This is a genomic window from Streptomyces sp. NPDC048288 (genome assembly GCF_043201555.1).
In the GTDB taxonomy this organism is placed as follows: Bacteria; Actinomycetota; Actinomycetes; order Streptomycetales; family Streptomycetaceae; genus Streptomyces.
In genome coordinates, this window is sequence record NZ_JBICZD010000001.1 from 508,352 (window position 1) to 528,552 (window position 20,201).

Annotated in this window: 18 protein-coding genes; 11 read left to right on the forward strand and 7 right to left on the reverse strand. The window is 69.7% G+C overall.

The features are described 5' to 3' along the window. Window positions 1–57 precede the first annotated feature (57 nt). The gene (locus tag ACGFZS_RS02170; RefSeq protein WP_393656212.1) at window positions 58–525 is read left to right on the forward strand and encodes a MerR family transcriptional regulator; all 468 of its coding nucleotides are present in this window, start codon (window positions 58–60) and stop codon (window positions 523–525) included. A gap of 19 nt (window positions 526–544) precedes the next feature. Here the strand turns inward: ACGFZS_RS02170 and ACGFZS_RS02175 are convergent, their stop codons facing one another. The 3 genes from ACGFZS_RS02175 to ACGFZS_RS02185 form a co-directional block, all read right to left on the reverse strand. Beyond that, a complete protein-coding gene (locus ACGFZS_RS02175) occupies window positions 545–1,390 on the reverse strand; it encodes a DUF4429 domain-containing protein (protein ID WP_393793516.1) in 846 nt (281 codons plus the stop codon). A 67-nt stretch (window positions 1,391–1,457) separates the two neighbouring features. Further along, window positions 1,458–2,675 (reverse strand): alpha/beta hydrolase, encoded by a 1,218-nt coding sequence (locus tag ACGFZS_RS02180; RefSeq protein ID WP_393793517.1) that lies wholly within the window; start codon window positions 2,673–2,675, stop codon window positions 1,458–1,460. 102 nt (window positions 2,676–2,777) lie between these two features. Then, on the reverse strand, window positions 2,778–3,404 hold the full coding sequence (locus ACGFZS_RS02185; protein ID WP_393793518.1) for a TetR/AcrR family transcriptional regulator: 627 nt from the start codon (window positions 3,402–3,404) through the stop codon (window positions 2,778–2,780). Between the two features lie 66 nt (window positions 3,405–3,470). Between ACGFZS_RS02185 and ACGFZS_RS02190 the strand changes: the two genes are divergently transcribed. Then, window positions 3,471–5,090 (forward strand): MFS transporter, encoded by a 1,620-nt coding sequence (locus ACGFZS_RS02190; RefSeq protein WP_393793519.1) that lies wholly within the window; start codon window positions 3,471–3,473, stop codon window positions 5,088–5,090. A gap of 193 nt (window positions 5,091–5,283) precedes the next feature. Here the strand turns inward: ACGFZS_RS02190 and ACGFZS_RS02195 are convergent, their stop codons facing one another. Beyond that, a complete protein-coding gene (locus tag ACGFZS_RS02195) occupies window positions 5,284–6,081 on the reverse strand; it encodes a potassium channel family protein (RefSeq protein ID WP_393793520.1) in 798 nt (265 codons plus the stop codon). A 76-nt stretch (window positions 6,082–6,157) separates the two neighbouring features. Next, the gene (gene aceE, locus ACGFZS_RS02200) at window positions 6,158–8,905 is read right to left on the reverse strand and encodes a pyruvate dehydrogenase (acetyl-transferring), homodimeric type (RefSeq protein WP_393793521.1); all 2,748 of its coding nucleotides are present in this window, start codon (window positions 8,903–8,905) and stop codon (window positions 6,158–6,160) included. 425 nt (window positions 8,906–9,330) lie between these two features. On the opposite strand from aceE, the gene ACGFZS_RS02205 reads away from it, so the two are divergent. The 6 genes from ACGFZS_RS02205 (at window position 9,331) to ACGFZS_RS02230 (ending at window position 13,917) form a co-directional block, all read left to right on the forward strand. Continuing rightward, window positions 9,331–9,768: a DUF3052 domain-containing protein gene (locus tag ACGFZS_RS02205; protein WP_355710888.1), complete on the forward strand. Its 438-nt coding sequence runs from the start codon at window positions 9,331–9,333 to the stop codon at window positions 9,766–9,768. Between the two features lie 117 nt (window positions 9,769–9,885). Further along, window positions 9,886–10,344 carry a peroxiredoxin gene (locus ACGFZS_RS02210; protein WP_359208319.1) on the forward strand — a complete coding sequence of 153 codons (459 nt, stop codon included), beginning with the start codon at window positions 9,886–9,888 and terminating at the stop codon, window positions 10,342–10,344. Window positions 10,345–10,522: 178 nt separating this feature from the next. Then, entirely contained in the window at window positions 10,523–11,098 is a 576-nt protein-coding gene (locus ACGFZS_RS02215) for a TerD family protein (protein WP_355710890.1), read from the forward strand. Between the two features lie 117 nt (window positions 11,099–11,215). Next, entirely contained in the window at window positions 11,216–11,794 is a 579-nt protein-coding gene (locus ACGFZS_RS02220) for a TerD family protein (protein WP_355710891.1), read from the forward strand. Window positions 11,795–11,924: 130 nt separating this feature from the next. After that, window positions 11,925–13,070 carry a DUF475 domain-containing protein gene (locus ACGFZS_RS02225; protein WP_359208314.1) on the forward strand — a complete coding sequence of 382 codons (1,146 nt, stop codon included), beginning with the start codon at window positions 11,925–11,927 and terminating at the stop codon, window positions 13,068–13,070. Window positions 13,071–13,179: 109 nt separating this feature from the next. Further along, window positions 13,180–13,917 (forward strand): Tellurium resistance, encoded by a 738-nt coding sequence (locus tag ACGFZS_RS02230; protein ID WP_393793522.1) that lies wholly within the window; start codon window positions 13,180–13,182, stop codon window positions 13,915–13,917. A 69-nt stretch (window positions 13,918–13,986) separates the two neighbouring features. Here ACGFZS_RS02230 and ACGFZS_RS02235 read toward each other — a convergent pair whose 3' ends face one another. Beyond that, entirely contained in the window at window positions 13,987–14,790 is an 804-nt protein-coding gene (locus ACGFZS_RS02235) for a TerD family protein (RefSeq protein ID WP_393793523.1), read from the reverse strand. 176 nt (window positions 14,791–14,966) lie between these two features. Between ACGFZS_RS02235 and ACGFZS_RS02240 the strand changes: the two genes are divergently transcribed. From ACGFZS_RS02240 to ACGFZS_RS02250, 3 genes are read left to right on the forward strand one after another with little or no spacing between them, the layout of a single operon-like run. Continuing rightward, window positions 14,967–16,139: an HpcH/HpaI aldolase/citrate lyase family protein gene (locus ACGFZS_RS02240; protein ID WP_393793524.1), complete on the forward strand. Its 1,173-nt coding sequence runs from the start codon at window positions 14,967–14,969 to the stop codon at window positions 16,137–16,139. Window positions 16,140–16,168: 29 nt separating this feature from the next. Beyond that, a complete protein-coding gene (locus ACGFZS_RS02245; RefSeq protein WP_393793525.1) occupies window positions 16,169–18,739 on the forward strand; it encodes a phosphoribosyltransferase in 2,571 nt (856 codons plus the stop codon). Then, window positions 18,739–19,551 carry an HAD family hydrolase gene (locus ACGFZS_RS02250; RefSeq protein WP_359208299.1) on the forward strand — a complete coding sequence of 271 codons (813 nt, stop codon included), beginning with the start codon at window positions 18,739–18,741 and terminating at the stop codon, window positions 19,549–19,551. The genes ACGFZS_RS02245 and ACGFZS_RS02250 overlap by 1 nt, the downstream gene beginning before the upstream one ends. Here ACGFZS_RS02250 and ACGFZS_RS02255 read toward each other — a convergent pair. Then, window positions 19,548–19,754 (reverse strand): zinc ribbon domain-containing protein, encoded by a 207-nt coding sequence (locus ACGFZS_RS02255; RefSeq protein ID WP_365690302.1) that lies wholly within the window; start codon window positions 19,752–19,754, stop codon window positions 19,548–19,550. The two genes, ACGFZS_RS02250 and ACGFZS_RS02255, sit on opposite strands and share 4 nt — an antisense overlap. Window positions 19,755–20,201: the final 447 nt, after the last annotated feature.

The following is a 20,201-nucleotide window of genomic DNA, read 5'->3' on the forward strand; positions in this document are numbered from 1 at the left end:
GTATTTCTTACCGAATCCACTTGCTTCGAGCCCACTCGAAGGCCATAGCGTGGGCGTATGACGGTGCTGCAGACCACGACCGAGGCCCCCGCCGACCAGGGATCCGGCACTCTCGCCGACAGCTGTACGTCCGCCCCCGTGCGGCACCCGCGCCCCGAGGGCCAGGACCGCTACACGATCAGCGAGGTCGTCGCCGTCACCGGCCTGACCGCCCACACCCTGCGGTGGTACGAGCGCATCGGCCTCATGTCCCACATCGACCGCTCCCACACCGGCCAGCGCCGCTACACCAACCGCGACCTCGACTGGCTGGACTTCGTGACCAAGCTCCGCCTCACCGGCATGCCGGTCGCCGACATGGTCCGCTACGCGGAGCTGGTACGGGAAGGCGAGACGACCTACCCCGAGCGCCGCGAACTCCTGGAACAGACCCGCAGAGACGTCCTGTCGAGAATCGCAGAGCTGCACGACACCCTGTCGGTACTGGACCGCAAGATCAGCTTCTATGAAAAAGGCGGCGAGTAACCCGCCGAACCACTGCCGATCACAGCTCCGCCAACAACTCCGCCTTCTTCACAGCGAACTCCTCGTCGGTCACCAGCCCCGCCCGATGCAGCTCCCCCAGATGGCGAATCCGCTCGGCGATGTCGGCGGGGTCCCGCCGCCCCGCCTGTACCGGCAACGCCGACGCCCCCTTCGCCCGCACCGCCTCCAGCACCGCCGCCGCGAACGGCAGTGACTCGTGCACGGGCCCGTACCCCAGCCCGAACACCACGGTCGCGGGATCCTGGTCCGCCGGTACCGCCGCCCCCGCGTGGTCGCGGCGCAGCAGCCGCAGATGCCCTTCGAAGACCTCGGGCGACCGCCACTCCACACCCACCAGGTCGGTCACCGCGAAGCTCTGGTCGCCGGCCTTCCACTTCGCCGTGGACGCGCCCGTCCAGGACCACCGGAACTGCACGGCTCTGCCGTCGAAGCCGGCCTTCCCGTCGTACGCCTTGAACTGCCGGGGCGCCTCGGGCGCGGGCACCAGAAACCTTTCGGCCGGTCCGGACCCGGTGAGCAGCGGCCGCAGTTCGTCGGCGTAGTACTCCGCGAGGGTCTCCCGCTCGGCGGGGAGCACCAGCCGGTACGGGTCGCTGCCGTCCTTCAGCTGTCCGGCCGCCGCCTCGATCAGCGGATCCGCACCGGCGCGCGGCTCGGCCCTCAGGACGACCGTGCCCCGTTTGCCCGGCGACACCGTCACCCGTTCCAGCGCGGCCAGCGGCACCCGGCGTTCGCCCAGGGCCTGGAACAGCTTGGGTGTTCGAATCCCCCGTTCGTAGCGGATGAGCACGGAGTCGGACTCGAACTCCCAGGCGGCATGAAATCCGGCCAGTACGTCACCCATGCGGCTCATCGTATGCGGCACGTGCTTCCCAGTCCCATCCCCGCGCATACCGCACTTCCTGCTGTCTCTACGCGCGTCCGGCCGTCGAGGTGCCGGACAAACCCGCCCGGCACCCGTCATCGTCATGGGCACAGGTGACCGCACCGTACGCGCCAACCCCGATGTCGGCGAGGTTGCGCAGGCTGTCGGTGCCCGGTTCGAAGTAGCCGGCGTGGCCCTGTGCGTCGTGTGCCGACAGCACCCGCGCCCCGAAGGAGGAGGAGACGGGGTCGGCGCCGTGGCCGAGTCCGCCGAACTCCAGGTAGGGGACGTCCTGGATCCAGTCGGTGGCGTCCCGCATCGCCCATACCCGGGCCGAGGTGTCCAGGTGCGAGGCCTTCTCGACCCGCATCCCGGGGCTCGCGGCCACCGCTATGTCGGCCACCCGGTCCGGCATGGCGTGCGCGGCGACCCCGCAGACCACCGAGCCGTAGCTGTGGCAGAACATCGACACCGGCGCCCTGCCGGGCAGGGCCCGCAGCAGTGCGTTGAGGCGTACGGCGCCCTGCTCGGCGGCCATCCCGGTCGCCGCGTCCACCCCGAGCCCGTCGGGCGCGGTGTAGTCGGCCCAGGCGATCACCGCGGTGCGGGTCGTGGGACGCGCGGTGTGCTCCGCCGTGTAGAGCGCCTTGGCCATGCCGACCGGCGCGGTGTACTGGCGGTTCGTCTTCTGGAAGGTGAGCAGGTCGGTGTCGACGCCGGGGACGACGACGGAGATCCGCTCGGCCCTGGCGAGGTCGCCGAACACCTCGGCGACCCGGCCGCTGCCGTCCGGGTCGAAGGCGAGGATCTGCCGGCCGTTCGCCAGCAGCGCCTCGTAGCGGTGCATACGACGGCCCGCGTCCTGTTGCCCGGCCGCGGTGAGCCGGGGGTCGTGCATGCGTTTCTTCTCGACGGCGCGCTGCTGGCCGAGGGCGATGTGGTTGGCGCGGTAACGCAGTCCGACCGGGGCGCCGTTCATGTTGCCGACCGCCAGCGGGTAGCGGTGGACGAGCCGGTCGCGCTCCTGTGCGGTGAGCGAGGCGAAGAAACGGGTGAGCCGCGCGGGCGACGCCTCCGGGTCCGGCAGGTGGAGACCATGGACGCTGCCGTGCTCCCACTTGTCGAGGGAGGTCTGCAGGGCGGTGGTCTCGCGGTGGGCGCGCAGGGCCGTCCAGCCGGTGGTCGCGAGCATCACGAACACCACGGCCAGGGCGAGGAGCGCGCGCCAGACGTTGAGTGGCGGGGAGGTGTCGAAGGAAGTCACTGGGAGGACACACTAGGAGAACGAGAGGGTCTCGCGGTAACCGAGTGACAGTTATCACGTTTCGGCAAACGTGAGCCCCATCTCAGGCCCGTGTGGCGGGACTCAGCCCGTCCGCCAGTTCCCGGTGAGCGCCGGTCCCACCTGATCGAGGTAGGACGCGGTGAGTTCGCGGATCGCCGTCGCGCTGAAGTCGTCGCCGACCGACCACTCCCGCTCGGTCACCCGGATGACCGCGCCGAAGAGCGCCACCAGCAGCCGGGGCCTGGGGTCGGTGGCGAAGTCGACGCCCTCCCGTTCGGCGATGATCCGCGCGAGCTCCTCCTCCGTCTCCGACTGGCGCCGCAGATGGGCGGCGAACAGGGGCGGGGTCGCCTCGATCATCTTGTAGGTGCGCATCAGCAGTTCGACCGGGACGTACCGCTCGACGGCCTCCTCGATGGTCTCCCAGCTGTCCATGACCGACCGGCGCAGCGCCTCCAGCGGGGTCTCCTCGGCCGGGCGGCCGCGCACCGCCTCGACGTAGTGCGCCTCGGTGATCCGCGGCACGAAGAAGGCCACCTCCTCCTTGCTCGCGAAGTAGCGGAAGAAGGTGCGCTGCGAGACGTCGACGGACTCGGCGATCTCGTCGACGGTGGTGCGTTCGTACCCCTGGGTCACGAACAGTTCGAGGGCGGACCGCAGCAGCGTGTCCCGGGTGCGCTGTTTCTTGCGTTCGCGCAGCGTTTCCATGCCTGACAGTTACTGACTAGTGAATTTGTTTGTCAACTGTCAGTGGCTGTCATTAGCCTCGCAGGCATGACTAGTCAGACCACGATCGACGCGGCGGGACCGGGGGACGCGACACCCGCCGCCCCCGCGGACCGTCCGCCGGCCTCCGGCCTGCGCGGCCACCCCTGGTTCACCCTGATAACCGTGGCCGTCGGGGTCATGATGGTGGCCCTCGACGGCACCATCGTGGCCATCGCCAACCCGGCGATCCAGAAGGACCTCGGCGCCACCTTCGCCCAGGTGCAGTGGATCACCAACGGCTACTTCCTCGCCCTCGCGGTCTCCCTGATCACCGCGGGCAAGCTCGGCGACCGCTTCGGCCACCGGCAGACCTTCCTCGTCGGCGTGGTCGGCTTCGCCGCCGCGTCCGGGGCCATCGGTCTCTCCAGCAGCATCGGCGCGGTCGTCACCTTCCGGGTCTTCCAGGGCCTGTTCGGCGCGCTGCTGATGCCGGCCGCGCTCGGCCTGCTGCGGGCCACCTTCCCGGCCGAGAAGCTCAACATGGCGATCGGCATCTGGGGCATGGTCATCGGCGCCTCCACCGCGGGCGGCCCGATCCTCGGCGGTGTGCTGGTGCAGCACGTCAGCTGGCAGTCGGTGTTCTTCATCAACGTGCCGGTCGGCGCGATCGCCCTGGGCCTCGGCATCGTGATGCTGCTCGACCACCGCGCGGAGAACGCCCCGCGCTCCTTCGACCTGCCCGGCATCGCGCTGCTCTCCGGCGCGATGTTCTGCCTGGTGTGGGCGCTCATCAAGGCGCCGGCCTGGGGCTGGGGCGACGGCAGGACGTGGGCCTTCCTCGCCGCGTCCGTTCTCGGCTTCGCCCTCTTCTCCTTCTGGGAGACGAAGGTCAAGGAGCCGCTGATCCCGCTCGGCCTGTTCCGCTCGGTCCCGCTCTCCGCGGGCGTGGTGCTGATGGTCCTCATGGCCATCGCCTTCATGGGCGGCCTGTTCTTCGTGACGTTCTACCTCCAGAACGTGCACGGCATGGACCCGGTCGACGCCGGCCTCCACCTGCTCCCGCTCACCGGCATGATGATCGTCGGCTCTCCGCTGGCCGGCGCCGCGATCACCAAGCTCGGCCCGCGCATCCCGCTGGCCGGTGGCATGGCGGCCACCGCGATCGCCATGTACGGCATGTCCACGCTCAAAGCGGACACCGGCAGCGGGATCATGGCCGTCTGGTTCGCCCTGCTGGGCCTCGGCCTCGCGCCCGTCATGGTCGGCGCCACCGAGGTCATCGTCGGCAACGCGCCCATGGAGCTCTCCGGGGTGGCCGGCGGTCTCCAGCAGGCCGCGATGCAGATCGGCGGCAGCCTCGGTACGGCCGTGCTCGGTGCCGTGATGGCCTCCAAGGTCGACGGCGACCTGGCGGGCAACTGGGCCGACGCGGGGCTGCCGAAGCTGACCCCGGCGCAGCTGGCCCAGGCTTCCGAGGCGGTCCAGGTCGGGGTCGCGCCGGTCGCCAAGGGCACGCCCGAGGCGATCGCCGCGAAGATCACCGACGTCGCCCACGACACGTTCATCTCCGGCATGAGCCTCGCCTCGCTGGTCGCGGCGGGCGTGGCGGCGGTCGCGATCCTGGTCGCCCTGCTCACCAAGCGCGGCGAGAACGCGGGCGCCGACGCGGGTGTCGGCCACATCTGACGCTTCTCCGGGCGGAGTTCACCTATCAGGGTGACGCCGCTAAAGATTCCTCGCGCTCGGCAGGCGCCGCAGGTCACAGTGGGTCACGTCTTCCGCAGGGCATGGAGGACTTGATCCGAGCTGCGGCGCGCTGCCGGAGGGGGGCAGCGGGCCGTGTTCGGCGTCAGCCACTCAGCTGCGGGCATGCGTGCCGCTAGGGGCGGCACGGGTGGGCGCAGCGGCACCCGGCCAGCGCCGGTGAGCGCAGTGCCGTGACCTCGGTACCCACCCCCTCGCGCAGGGCGGCGACCTCCGCCCGCAGTGCCCGTACCTCCTCGGTCAGCCCCTCGATCGCCTCCGTCTGCCGCCGTTCCTCCACGTCGTCCTTCTCGAAGCGCGCGATGAACCACGTGGCGATGTTCGCCGTCACCACACCCAGCAGCGCGATCCCCGAGAGCATCAGGCCGACCGCGATCATCCGGCCCAGCCCGGTCGTCGGCGCGTGGTCCCCGTACCCCACCGTCGTCATCGTCGTGAACGACCACCACAACGCGTCACCCAGCGTGCGGATGTTCCCGTTCGGCGAGTCGCGTTCCACCGAGAGCACGGCCAGCGAGCCGAACATCAGCAGGCCGACGACCGCGCCCACCACGTACGTCGTCAGCCGGATCTGCGAGGCCATCCGGGCCCGCCGCCCCACCAGCGTCAGCGTCGCGACGAGCCGCAGCAGCCGCAGCGGCTGGAGCAGCGGCAGCACCACCGCGCACAGGTCTATCCAGTGCGTCCGCACGAACTCCTTGCGGCGGGGCGACAGGCCCAGCCGGACCAGGTAGTCCAGGGCGAAGGAGCCCCACACCACCCACTCGGCCATCGTGCACACGGCGGTGAGGACATGCCCTGCGGAACTGTCCACGATCGGCAGCGCGTAGGCGATGGCGAAGACCACCGCGAGTGCCAGCAACGGCCGTTGGGTGATCTGCTCCCAACGTGCCTGCGCGGACTGTTCCTTCATGTGCGCATCGTAAAGAAAGAGCAAGGGCGGCGGGGACCATGGCCCCGCCGCCCTCGAACGCTCCGCCGGCCGGACGCTACGCGTCGCCGCCCGCCGCGCCCGGGTCCGCCGCCGTGACGTCCAGCAGCTGGTAGCGGTCGATGGCCTGCTTGAGGACCGAGCGGTCGAGCCTGCCCTCGCGGGCCAGCTCGGTCAGCACCGCGACCACGATCGACTGCGCGTCGATGTGGAAGAAGCGGCGCGCCGCGCCCCGCGTGTCGGCGAAGCCGAAGCCGTCGGCGCCCAGCGACTGGTACGTGCCCGGCACCCAGCGCGCGATCTGGTCCGGAACCGATCGCATCCAGTCGGACACGGCCACGAACGGACCCTCGGCGCCGCTCAGCTTCTGCGTCACCCACGGCACCCGCTGCTCCTCCTCCGGGTGCAGCAGGTTGTGCTGCTCACAGGCCACGGCCTCGCGCCGCAGCTCGTTCCAGGAGGTGGCGGACCAGACGTCGGCCTTGACGTTCCAGTCCGTGGCGAGGATCTTCTGGGCCTCGATCGCCCAGGGGACCGCCACGCCGGACGCCATGATCTGCGCCGGGACCGTGCCCGCCGTGCCCGCGCTGATCCGGTGGACGCCCTTGAGGATGCCCTCGACGTCCACGTCGGCCGGCTCGGCCGGGTGCTGGATCGGCTCGTTGTAGACGGTCAGGTAGTAGAAGACGTCCTCGCCGTGCGGGTGCTCGGCGTCGCCGCCGTACATGCGGCGCAGGCCGTCCTGGACGATGTGCGCGATCTCGTACGAGTACGCCGGGTCGTAGGCCACGCAGCCCGGGTTCGTCGAGGCGAGCAGCTGGGAGTGGCCGTCCGCGTGCTGGAGGCCCTCACCGGTCAGGGTCGTACGGCCGGCGGTCGCGCCCAGGACGAAACCGCGCGCCAGTTGGTCGGCCATCTGCCAGAACTGGTCGCCGGTGCGCTGGAAACCGAACATCGAGTAGAAGACGTAGACCGGGATGAGCGGCTCGCCGTGCGTGGCGTAGGCCGAGCCGGCCGCGATCAGGGAGGCCGTGCAGCCGGCCTCCGAGATGCCGTCGTGCAGCATCTGGCCGGTCGGCGACTCCTTGTAGGCGAGCAGCAGGTCGCGGTCGACCGCCTCGTACTGCTGGCCGAGCGGGTTGTAGATCTTCGCGCTCGGGAAGAAGGAGTCCATACCGAAGGTGCGGTACTCGTCCGGCGCGATCAGTACGAAGCGGCGGCCGATCTCCTTGTCCCGCATGAGGTCCTTGAGCAGTCGTACGAACGCCATCGTCGTGGCGATCGACTGCTGGCCGGTGCCCTTCTTCACGGTCGCGTACGTCTTGTCGTCCGGCAGCGCGAGCGGCTCGGAGCGTACGACGCGGGTCGGGACGTAGCCGCCCAGGCCCTTGCGCCGGTCGTGCATGTACTGGATCTCCTCCGAGTTCCGGCCCGGGTGGTAGTACGGCGGCAGGCCGGACTCCAGCTCCTTGTCGGAGATCGGCAGGTGCAGGCGGTCGCGGAAGCCCTTGAGGTCGGCGACCGTCAGCTTCTTCATCTGGTGCGTGGCGTTGCGGCCCTCGAAGTTCGGGCCCAGCGTCCAGCCCTTGATCGTCTTGGCCAGGATGACCGTCGGCTGGCCCCGGTGCTCGGTGGCCGCCTTGAACGCCGCGTAGATCTTGCGGTGGTCGTGGCCGCCGCGGCCCAGGTGCAGGATCTGGTCGTCGGTCATGTGCTGGACCATCGCGCGCAGCCGCTGGTCGTCACCGAAGAAGTGGTCGCGGATGTACGCGCCGGACTCGGTGGCGTAGGTCTGGAACTGGCCGTCGGGGGTCGTGTTCATCTTGTTGACGAGCACGCCGTCGCGGTCCTGGGCGAGCAGCGGGTCCCAGGTGCGGTCCCAGACCAGCTTGATCACGTTCCAGCCGGCGCCCCGGAAGACCGACTCCAGCTCCTGAATGATCTTGCCGTTGCCGCGCACCGGGCCGTCCAGCCGCTGCAGGTTGCAGTTGACGACGAAGGTGAGGTTGTCCAGGCCCTCGCGGGCGGCGATGGACAGCTGGCCGAGCGACTCCGGCTCGTCCATCTCGCCGTCGCCGAGGAACGCCCAGACGTGCGACTTCGAGGTGTCGGCGATCCCGCGCGCCTGCATGTAGCGGTTCATCCGCGCCTGGTAGATCGCGCCGATCGGGCCGAGGCCCATCGAGACGGTCGGGAACTCCCAGAAGTCCGGCATGGAGCGCGGGTGCGGGTAGCTGGAGAGGCCGTTCGGGTACTTCGACTTCTCCTGGCGGAAGCCGTCCAGCTGGGTCTCGCTGAGCCGGTCGAGCAGGAACGCGCGGGCGTAGATGCCGGGGGAGGCGTGGCCCTGGAAGAAGACCTGGTCGCCGCCGAGGCCGTCGTCCTTGCCCCGGAAGAAGTGGTTGAAGCCGACGTCGTAGAGGGAGGCCGAGGAGGCGAAGGTGGCGATGTGGCCGCCGACGCCGATGCCCGGGCGCTGCGCGCGGGAGACCATCACCGCGGCGTTCCAGCGGGTGGCGTTGAGGACCTTGCGCTCGATCTCCTCGTTGCCCGGGAAGAAGGGCTCCGCGCGGGTGGCGATCGTGTTGACGTAGTCCGTGCTGCGCATCTCGGGCACGGCCACCCGCCGCTCGCGCGCCCGCTCGATCAGGCGGAGCATCAGGTAGCGGGCCCGCTCCCGGCCGCGCTCGTCCACGGCGGCGTCGAGCGAGTCGAGCCACTCCTGGGTTTCCTCGGGATCGAAGTCAGGAACCTGACTCGGAAGGCCGCCAATGATGATCGGGTTGCGATCGGATCCGGAAGCCACGCTGTTCCTTACCTGTCAGAGGGGCACTGATTCCCTGATTTTTTGCTGTTTTCCCTGCGTTCTGCCTGCACCGCTGTCCATCGTCCACCTCGGGGCAGCGCACGTCATCTCTACCGCGAGGTAACTCGGGCCCGGCCAAAACGCAACGATACGCCCGGGGTGTGACGCGCTTGGCAAACTCGTTCGACCACCGCATGTGAGGATGATTCCGAAAGGTGCATAGCGGGCAAAAGGGAGTGGTGTGAGCCACAGCCGTCCGCGATACGGTGCCGGGAGTTGCGGCGACACGGCCGGGATCGTCACCGTTTCGGCGGTCTGAACGGCCGGGTACTTGCGCGATCGGTCCCGCCCGTGTGGACTACGGCCAATGCTTCGCGCACGCGCGTGGCTGAGTTAATCACCAAGACATGATCAGGAGGCAACCCGTGAGCGCGACCGCGGACCACGCGGAGGAGCGGACCACCCCTGCCGTCAGGCTGGGGTTCCAGCCAGACCAGGTGGTCCAGGAGATCGGCTTCGACGACGACGTCGACCAGGAGCTCCGCGAGTCCATCGAAGAGACCATCGGCAGCGAGCTGATGGACGAGGACTACGACGACGTGGCAGACGCCGTGGTGCTCTGGTTCCGTGAGGATGACGGCGACCTGACGGACGCGCTGGTCGACGCCCTCGGCTACCTCGAAGAGGGTGGCTCGATCCTGCTGCTGACGCCGAAGACCGGCCGCGACGGCTACGTCGAGCCGAGCGACATCGGCGAGGCGGTCACGACCGCCGGCCTCTCGCAGACCAAGAGCGTCAGCGTGGGCAAGGACTGGAACGGCAGCCGGCTGAACACGCCGAAGGGTGCCGCCAAGAAGCGCTGAACTCCGCCGGTGGACGGACCGGTCGCCGGTCCGTCCACCGGCCTGCCGTGATCGCCGCGCGAAGGTCGCCGCATAGGGTGTCCTCACCCCAACAGCCCCTTACGAAGGGATGCAGCGATGGCGATCCAGGTCGGCGACAAGGCGCCCGACTTCGAGCTCAAGGACAACCACGGCCGGGCCGTGAAGCTGTCCGACTTCCGCGGCGAGAAGAACGTGGTCCTGCTGTTCTACCCGTTCGCCTTCACCGGTGTGTGCACCGGTGAGCTGTGCGAGCTGCGCGACAACCTGCCGAGGTTCGAGGACCGCGACACCCAGCTGCTCGCCGTCTCCAACGACTCCATCCACACCCTGCGCGTCTTCGCCGAGCAGGAGGGCCTGGAGTACCCGCTGCTCAGCGACTTCTGGCCGCACGGCGAGACCTCGCGCGCCTACGGCGTCTTCGACGAGGGCAAGGGCTGCGCCGTCCGCGGCACCTTCGTCATCGACAAGGAGGGTGTCGTGCGCTGGACCGTGGTCAACGGTCTGCCGGACGCCCGCGACCTCGACGAGTACGTGACGGCGCTGGACGCGCTCTGAACCGCCCGGCCCGTGCGGCCCCGGGCGAACCCCTAGGGGTCGGGACGGCCGACACCCGGTAATTCTTCGGGGTCCAGGGCCTGCGAGGCGCGGGAACCCGTCACTAGGATCGAGACGTTGATCCGGTATCCGACGCACGACGGGGGCTCCCCGCCCCTGACACGACATGGGAGGACTCGTGGGAGTCAGCCTCAGCAAGGGCGGCAACGTATCGCTGACGAAGGAGGCCCCCGGCCTGACCGCGGTCCTCGTCGGTCTCGGGTGGGACGTCCGGACCACCACCGGCACCGACTTCGACCTGGACGCCAGCGCGCTGCTGCTGGACACGGCGGGCAAGGTCGCCAGCGACCAGAACTTCGTCTTCTTCAACAACCTCAAGAGCCCCGACGGCTCGGTCGAGCACACCGGCGACAACCTCACCGGTGAGGGCGAGGGCGACGACGAGGTGATCAAGGTCAACCTGGCCGGTGTCCCGGCCGAGGTCGACAAGATCGTGTTCCCGGTGTCGATCTACGACGCCGACAACCGCCAGCAGTCCTTCGGCCAGGTCCGCAACGCGTTCATCCGCGTCGTCAACCAGGCCGGCGGCGCCGAGATCGCCCGTTACGACCTGTCCGAGGACGCCTCGACCGAGACCGCGATGGTCTTCGGCGAGCTGTACCGCAACGGCGCCGAGTGGAAGTTCCGCGCCATCGGCCAGGGCTACGCCTCGGGCCTGCGCGGCATCGCCCAGGACTTCGGCGTCAACGTCTGAGCCAGGCGAACGCCCGTGGGCGTTCGAAAGTCCGCTCTGTCCGGCGCCGCACCGTTTACGGTCGGCGCCGGACGCGCAGGACAACCGGAGAAACACCGCTAGGGGAGGACCATCACCATGGGCGTCACGCTCGCCAAGGGAGGCAATGTCTCCCTCTCCAAGGCCGCACCGAACCTCACCAACGTCATGATCGGACTCGGCTGGGACGCCCGCTCCACCACCGGCGCCCCCTTCGACCTGGACGCCAGCGCGCTGCTGTGCGACGCCGGGAACCGGGTCCTCGGCGACGAGTGGTTCGTCTTCTACAACCAGCTCAAGAGCCCCGACGGCTCGGTCGAGCACACCGGCGACAACCTCACCGGTGAGGGCGAGGGCGACGACGAATCGATTCTGGTCGACCTGCCGAAGGTGCCGGCCAACGTCGAGAAGATCATCTTCCCGGTCTCGATCCACATGGCCGACGAGCGCGGCCAGACCTTCGGCCAGGTCTCCAACGCGTTCATCCGCGTGGTCAACCAGGCCGACAACCAGGAGCTCGCCCGCTACGACCTCAGCGAGGACGCCTCCACCGAGACCGCCATGATCTTCGGCGAGCTCTACCGCTACCAGGGCGAGTGGAAGTTCCGGGCCGTCGGCCAGGGCTACGCCTCCGGCCTGCGCGGCATCGCCCTCGACTTCGGCGTGAACGTCTCCTAGCACCTTCATAGTCCGGATGTGGGGCCCGACACCCCCGCAGGACACCGGTGGCCTCTAGACTGCGTGGTCAACAGTAGGTAAAGCCGAGTACGGCGCGAGCGAGACCCGTACACACAAGATTGGGTAGCCAGTGCTTCTGAAAACCTTCGGCTGGTCGTTCGCGATCACCGCGCTCGGCCTGGTCGCCGCGGTCTTCTACGGGGGGTGGGAGGCCTTCGGCATCGTCGCGATCCTCGCCGTCCTGGAAATCTCCCTGTCGTTCGACAACGCGGTCGTCAACGCCGGAATCCTGAAGAAGATGAACGCCTTCTGGCAGAAGATCTTCCTCACCATCGGCGTGCTCATCGCGGTCTTCGGCATGCGGCTGGTCTTCCCCGTCGTGATCGTCGCGGTCACCGCCAAGATGGGCCCCATCGAGGCCGTCGACCTCGCGCTCAACAACAAGGACCGCTACCAGGAACTGGTCACCGACGCCCACCCGGCGATCGCCGCCTTCGGTGGCATGTTCCTGCTGATGATCTTCCTCGACTTCATCTTCGAGGACCGCGACATCCAGTGGCTGCGCTGGATCGAGCGCCCGCTGGCGAAGCTCGGCAAGGTCGACATGCTGGCGGTCTGCATCGCCCTGATCGTCCTGCTCATCACCGCCTTCACCTTCGCCACCCACGCCCACCAGCACGGCGGCGGCCACACCGACAAGGCGCAGACGGTCCTGATCGCCGGTATCGCCGGCCTGATCACCTACATGATCGTCGGCGGTCTCTCCGGGTTCTTCGAGGACCGACTGGAGGCCGAGGAGGAACGCGAGCACGAGGAAGAGGAGGAGGCCGAACGCACCGGGAAGAAGAAGTCGCCGGTGGTGCTGGCCGGCCAGGCCGCGTTCTTCATGTTCCTCTACCTCGAGGTCCTGGACGCGTCCTTCTCCTTCGACGGCGTCATCGGCGCGTTCGCCATCACCAACGACATCGTCCTGATGGCCCTCGGCCTGGGCATCGGCGCCATGTACGTCCGCTCGCTCACCGTCTACCTGGTCCGCCAGGGCACCCTGGACGACTACGTCTACCTGGAGCACGGCGCCCACTACGCGATCGGCGCGCTGGCCGTCATCCTGATGGTCACCATCCAGTACCAGATCAACGAGGTCATCACCGGTCTCGTCGGCGTCGTCCTGATCGGCTGGTCCTTCTGGTCCTCCGTCCGCCGCAACCAGCGACTGGCGGCCGCCGAGGGAAAAGCGGGAGCGGACGAGAAGGCTGAGGTCTCGTCCGGCGTCTGACAGGCCGAAAAGGAGGGTGTGACACCCTTCTGGACGAGGAACGCTCTGATGGGGGCGGCCGACCGGGTCGGCCGCCCCCGGGCGTCGGCGGGAGTCTCTGGGGGCGGGAATGGGTTTCTTCGACGGGCTGCTGGGCGGCAGGGCGGCCGAGTTCGACTCGGGCAGCGCCGCGTCCAACTCCATCGAGCTCACCAAACGGCATCAGCAGGTGTCCCTCACGAAGCAGGGCGCCGCCACCGGCAACCTGCGGGTCAACCTGAGCTGGCGGATGCGGACGTCCGACTTCGACAGCGAACAGAAGACGAGTCTGTTCCGGCACCCCTTCAAGGCGCTCAGGCCGCCGGAGGTGATCGGGCACGGGCAGAGCATGGTCAACGTCGACCTCGACCTCGGGGCGCTGTACGAGCTGGCCGACGGGTCCAAGGGGGTCGTGCAGCCGCTCGGCGGCCTGCTCGGGGACGTGAACGCGCCGCCGTACGTCAAGCTCAGCGGCGACGACCGGTTCGGGTCCGCGTCCGGCGAGACGATGTACATCAACCTTGATCACCGGGACGACATCAAGCGGCTGCTGGTGTTCGTGTACATCTACGACCAGACGCCGGCGTTCGACCGCACCCACGCGATCGTCACGCTGTACCCGAGCAACGGGCCGCGGATCGAGATAGGCCTCGACGAGCGGCATCCGCAGGCTCGGTCGTGTGCGGTGGTGATGATCGAGAACGTGAAGGGGGAGCTGGTCGTCCGGCGCGAGGTGAAGTTCGTGTACGGGTTCCAGGGGGAGCTGGACCGGCTGTACGGGTGGGGGTTGCAGTGGGGGCGGGGGTACAAGGCGAAGGCGGAGCGTTAGATCGCCGTGGTCGCGCCCACGCGGCGGAGCCGCATATTGATACAGCTCCGCGCCCCTACCTAGGGAAAGTCACCGGCCGATGAATTGTGGGCCTTGGGGCGGCAGGCGGAAGTCCGTGTTGGGGACCGTTGCCGCCGGGATGGGGGCCGGTGGGGGGTAGCCGTAGCCCGACTGGGGTTGTTGCTGGGTGTAGGCGGGCTGGGGGTAGCCGTAGGCCGGGGGCTGGGCCGGTGAGGTGGGCTGGGGGTAGCCGTAGGCGGGCTGGGCCGGGACCGTGGTCGGCTGCTCGGGGGGCAGCGGCATGGAGGCCGACGGCTCCTCCATCGCCTCCGACTCGTCCACGGAGATGCCGAAGTCCGTGGCCAGGCCCTTGAGGCCGTTGCTGTAGCCCTCGCCCAGCGCGCGGAACTTCCAGCCCTCGCCCCTGCGGTACAGCTCGCCGCAGATCAGGGCCGTCTCGGCGCCGGTCTCCGGCTTGATGTCGAAATGGGCCAGCGGTTCGGCGTCCGGGGTGGTGGCGTCGTACAGCAGGATGCGCAGGGCGGGTACGTGTTCGAACGGGATGCCGTCCGCCGATGCGACCAGGAGGATTCGGCCGACCGTGGGCTCGACACCGGGCAGATCTGTCTGGATCGTGTCGGTGAGGCCCTCGGCCACCCGCTTCTTGCCGAGCCGCCAGACCTTCCCGGAGGGGTGCCGGGGCTGGTTGTAGAAGACGAAGTCCTCGTCGGAGCGCACACGACCGTCGGGGCCGAGGAGCAGCGCCGAGGCGTCGACGTCCGGAACTCCCTGCCCGGGTGTCCAGCGCAGCACGGCCCGGACCGTGCCCGCTTCCACCGGGACGTTCGAGCCCTTCAACATCGCGTGCGTCATGCGGTCATCCTGCCCTCTCGGTCCTGGTCACGACAACGCGGGGGGCCTCGCGACCGACACAGGCGGGTTACCTGAAATTCATGCCCTGCGGGAACCTCCGACATGGCTTTGTACGTACTATTACCGGCCACCCTTTACCCATTTCACAGGCAAGGCCCACGCCACGGGGGAGTTCTATGCGTCATTTCGGGCACATCGCACCAGAGGTGCGACAGCGCCTCTTCCACCAGGAGCCGTGCGGGTTCACCGCCGACTCCCCGGCCCGGCTGCTCTCCGCGGCCCTGGGCGCCACCCTGTACAGCCCGGCCACCCGGCCGCGGCTCGCCGACGACATCGTCAAACAGGCGGGGATCGGCGTGGTCTCGATGGTGCTGTGCCTGGAGGACTCCATCGGTGACGAGGACGTGCCGGCGGGCGAGGAGAACCTGGTCCGGCAGTTCGCCGACCTGGCCGAGCGCGAGCGCGCGGGCGTGGAGCTGCCGCTGCTCTTCATCCGGGTGCGCGAGCCCGAGCAGATCCCCGATCTCGTACGACGGCTCGGCGGGAGCGTGTCGCTGCTGTCCGGATTCGTGTTCCCGAAGTTCACCGAGGAACGCGGCATCCCCTTCCTGCAGGCCCTGGACGGCGCCTCCACGCGCAGCGGGCGCCGGCTCTTCGGGATGCCCGTCCTGGAGACGCCCGAGCTGATGTACCGGGAGACGCGGGTGGACGCCCTGGAGGGCATCGCCCGTGCCGTCGACAAGTACCGCGACAAGGTGCTCGCGCTGCGGCTCGGCGTCACCGACTTCTGCTCCTCCTACGGGCTGCGGCGGGCGCCCGACATGACCGCCTACGACGTCCAGATCATCGCCTCCGTCATCGCCGACGTGGTGAACATGCTGGGGCGGGCCGACGGCACCGGGTTCACGGTGACCGGGCCGGTCTGGGAGTACTTCCGGGTCCCCGAGCGCATGTTCAAGCCGATGCTGCGGCAGAGCCCCTTCCTGGCGGAGCAGGCCGTGGAACTGCGCGAGCGGCTCATCGAGCACGCCATGGACGGCCTGCTGAGAGAGATCTCCCTCGACCAGGCCAACGGCCTGCTCGGCAAGACCTGTATCCACCCGTCCCATGTCATCCCCGTGCACGCGCTGTCCGTGGTCAGTCACGAGGAGTTCTCCGACGCCCAGGACATCCTGCGGCCGGAACGGGGCGGCGGGGGTGTACTTCGCTCGGCGTACACGAACAAGATGAACGAGGTGAAGCCGCACCGCGCCTGGGCCGAGCGGACCATGCTCCGTGCCGAGGTGTTCGGCGTCGCCAACGAGGACGTCGGCTTCGTGGAGCTGCTCGCCGCCGGAATACCCGGGTGACGGGTTCTAGGGGACGACACAAGGAACGCATGAACATCGCAGCGAACAACGGGGACTGGTCCGGCAGCTGGGTCGCCGAACGGCTCGGCGTCGAACTCGTGGGCGACGACGGCCTGACGGCCCTCCTCGGCCTCGCCCTGCGCCGCAACCCGAAGCGGGCCCACCTGCTGGTCTCCAACGTCCTCGGCAAGCACGTCCCGCAGTCGCCGTCGGTGGTGTACGGGCATGGCTTCGCCCTCGGCCGCCGGGTGCGGGACCTGCTCGGTGAGGGGGAGGCGGCGCGGGCGGTGGTCGTCGGTTACGCCGAGACGGCGACCGGCCTCGGCCACTCCGTCGCCGACGGCATCGGCCTCGCCCCCTACCTCCACTCCACGCGCCGCCCGGTGCCGGGGGTGACCCCGGCGGGCGGCTTCGAGGAGTCCCACTCCCACGCCACCTCGCACCTGCTCCTGCCGGAGGACCCCGCCCTGCTGTCCGGTGAGGGCCCGCTGGTCCTGGTCGACGACGAGTTCTCGACGGGCAACACGGTCCTGAACACGATCAGGGACCTCCATGCCCGTTACCCGCGGAAACGTTACGTCGTGGTGGCTCTGGTCGATATGCGCTCGCCTGCCGACGCGGGGCGCCTGACGGCGTTCGCCGAGGAGATCAACGCGCGGGTGGACCTGGTGGCGGCGGCCTCGGGGACCGTGAAGCTGCCCGAGGGCGTCCTGGAAAAGGGCCAGGAACTGGTGGCGCGGTACGAAGAGAGTGCCGCGACAGGCGGTCGTTCGGGTGCGGCGCCGTCGGGGCCGGTCGCGCAGTTCCCCGCGCCCCTTGAGGGCGTTGCGCCCAACCCCCCCGGGGCGCGGGGAACTGCGCGCCCAACCCCCACCCACCCGCAGGCACCCGACAACCGCACCACCCCCCACCTCACCCGCGTCGACCTGCACTGGCCCCCCGGCCTCCCCGACGGCGGACGGCACGGCTTCACCCCCGCCCACCGCGCACGCCTGGAGTCGGCCCTCCCCCTGATGGCGGCCCGGGTCGCCGAAGCGCTTCCCCCCGACGCCCGCCGCGTGCTCACGCTCGGCTTCGAGGAGCTGATGTACGCCCCCCTCAGGATCGCCCGTGAGCTGGAGGCGCTGGTGCCCGCCGAGGTGCGGTACTCCACCACCACCCGCTCACCCGTGCTGGCCGTCGACGACCCCGGCTACGCCATCCGCAGCCGCCTGGTCTTCCCGGCCCACGACAACCCCGCCGACGGCCCCGGCGACCGCTACGCGTACAACGTGGCGGGCGCCGGCTTCGACGCCGTCGTCCTGTTCGTCGACTCGGCCGGCGACACCCCCGAACTGCGCGCGCCCGACGGCCTGCCGGCCCGGCTCGGCGCGCATGCCCCGCACGTCCTGCTCGCGGTTGTACCGTCGTACGCCCCCGCGCTGACCGAAGAGAGCCCCGCCATGCTGCCCGAGCCCCTTCGCGGCCCCGCCTTCTCCTCGTACCCGGCGGAGGACGTCGGCTGGCTGCTCCAGGACCTCTCGGACGTGACGCTGGAGGCGCCGACCGAGGAGCGCGAGGAGGCGATCCAGAGCGGCGGCGCGCACTACGCGGAGTCGCTGCCGGTGGAGTACCAGCCGAGCGAGCGGTACCAGGCGCTCTTCCACGCCGCCCTGGAGACCTCGGCCGCCCGGATCGCGCGGGCCGTCGGCGTCGTCACCGAGACCGTGCTGGCCGAACGGTCGCCGCGGCCGGTGCTGGTGTCGCTGGCCCGCGCCGGGACCCCGGTGGGCGTGCTGATGCGCCGCTGGGCGCAGTTCCGGTACGGCCTCGACCTGCCGCACTACGCGGTGTCGATCGTGCGCGGCCGGGGCATCGACGCCAACGCGCTGCGCTGGCTGGCCGCGCACCACGACCCCCGGGACGTGGTCTTCGTGGACGGCTGGACCGGCAAGGGCGCCATCACCCGGGAACTCGCCGACGCGATCGAGGAGTTCGAGGAGCGGGAGGGGGTGAGCGGCTTCGATCCGGAGATCGCGGTGCTCGCCGACCCGGGGTCCTGCGTGCGGACGTACGGCACCCGGGAGGACTTCCTGATCCCCTCCGCCTGCCTCAACTCGACCGTCTCCGGCCTGATCTCGCGGACCGTGCTGCGGGCCGACCTGGTGGGGCCGAACGACTTCCACGGCGCGAAGTTCTACCGCGAGCTGGCCGGCGCCGATGTGTCGGTGGCCTTCCTGGACGCGGTCGTGGCGCGGTTCGGCGAGGTCGTGGAGGCGGTGGACGGCGCCGTGAAGGAGCTGGCCGTGGCCGACCGCACGCCGAGCTGGGAGGGCTGGGCGGCCGTCGAGCGGATCAGCGAGGAGTACGGCATCCACGACGTGAACCTCGTGAAGCCGGGCGTGGGGGAGACCACCCGGGTGCTGCTGCGCCGGGTGCCCTGGAAGATCCTCGCGCGGGCCGGGGCGGGTGCCGACCTCGACCATGTGCGGCTGCTGGCGGAGCAGAGAGGGGTACCGGTGGAGGAGGTCGGCGAGCTGCCGTACACCTGTGTCGGGCTGATCCACCCGAAGTACACGCGCGGGGCGACCGGCGCCGACGGCAAGGCGGTGAACCTCTGATGGCGGTGCTCGTCGCGAGCGACCTGGACCGTACTCTCATCTACTCGGCGGGCGCGCTGGCGCTGACCATGCCGGACGCGCGGGCGCCCCGGCTGCTCTGCGTGGAGGTGCACGAGGCCAGGCCGCTGTCGTACCTGACGGAGACGGCCGCGCAGCTGCTGACCGAGCTGGGGGACGCGGCGGTCTTCGTGCCGACCACCACGCGGACCCGCAAGCAGTACCAGCGGATCAATCTGCCGGGGCCCGCCCCGAAGTACGCCATCTGCGCCAACGGCGGGCATCTGCTGGTGGACGGGGTGTCCGACCCGGACTGGCACGGGCAGGTGCTGGCGCGGCTCGCCGACGAGTGCGCGCCGCTGGACGAGGTGCGGGCGTATCTGACGGAGCACGCCGACCCGGTGTGGCTGCGCAAGCACCGGGTCGCCGAGGATCTCTTCGCCTACCTGGTCGTGGAGCGGGAGCTGCTGCCCGAGGAGTGGGTGAAGAGCCTCGCGGTGTGGGCCGAGAACCGTGGCTGGACGGTGTCGCTCCAGGGCCGGAAGATCTACGCCGTACCGAAGCCGCTGACCAAGAGCGCGGCGATGCGGGAGCTGGCGCGCAGGACCGGGGCCGGGCTGACGCTGGCCGCGGGGGACTCCCTGCTGGACGCGGACCTGCTGCTGGCCGCGGACCGCGGATGGCGGCCGGGGCACGGGGAGTTGGCCGACGCCGGGTGGGCCGGGCCGGCCATTACCGCGCTGCCGGAGCGGGGAGTCCTTGCCGGAGAGCGAATCCTGCGGGAATTCCTGAAGGCGGTCCGTACGGCGGGCTAGCCGCAGCAACCGCCGCCGCAGCAGCCCCCGCCGGAGCCGGCGGGGGCCGCCGACGCGGTCCCTCCGACGGCCACCGCCGACAAGAGCTTTACGGTGTCCTCATGCCCGTCAGGGCATGCTGCGGGGGCCGACGACTCGGCCATCGGGCGGGAGAGTTCGAAGGTGTCGCCGCAGGTGCGGCAGCGGTACTCGTAGCGGGGCATGGGAACAGGCTAACGCCGGTGATGCGGGAGTGACGGGCATCACTTCACCTCAGAATTTCATGAGTGTTCCTTTCTGTCCGATACTTGTGCGGAGATTTTGAAAAGATCGCTGATAATTTGAGCTGGCCGCGAGGAGCCAAAAGACCGGGGGAAGAGGGGGCTCATAGCGCCGCGCCTGTCGCGGCCCTGTCCACCCGACCTGTCTAACCGCGCGCGCAAGACCGAGTGCGAGGGGAGACGCAGTCGTGACGGACGCAACGGAGCGGACGGGCGACCCGGAGGACGGCCATGACCAGGCCGGCTCCAGGAAGAAGAAGCCGTTCGAGCCGGACGCGACGCTGCACCTGAAGGTCGACGGCCTGCGCGCGGAGCATGCTCTGTGGCAGAAGGGCGACGACGCTCAGCGTGCGCAGGAGGTCGCACGGCAGAAGGCGGAGGCTCTGTGGA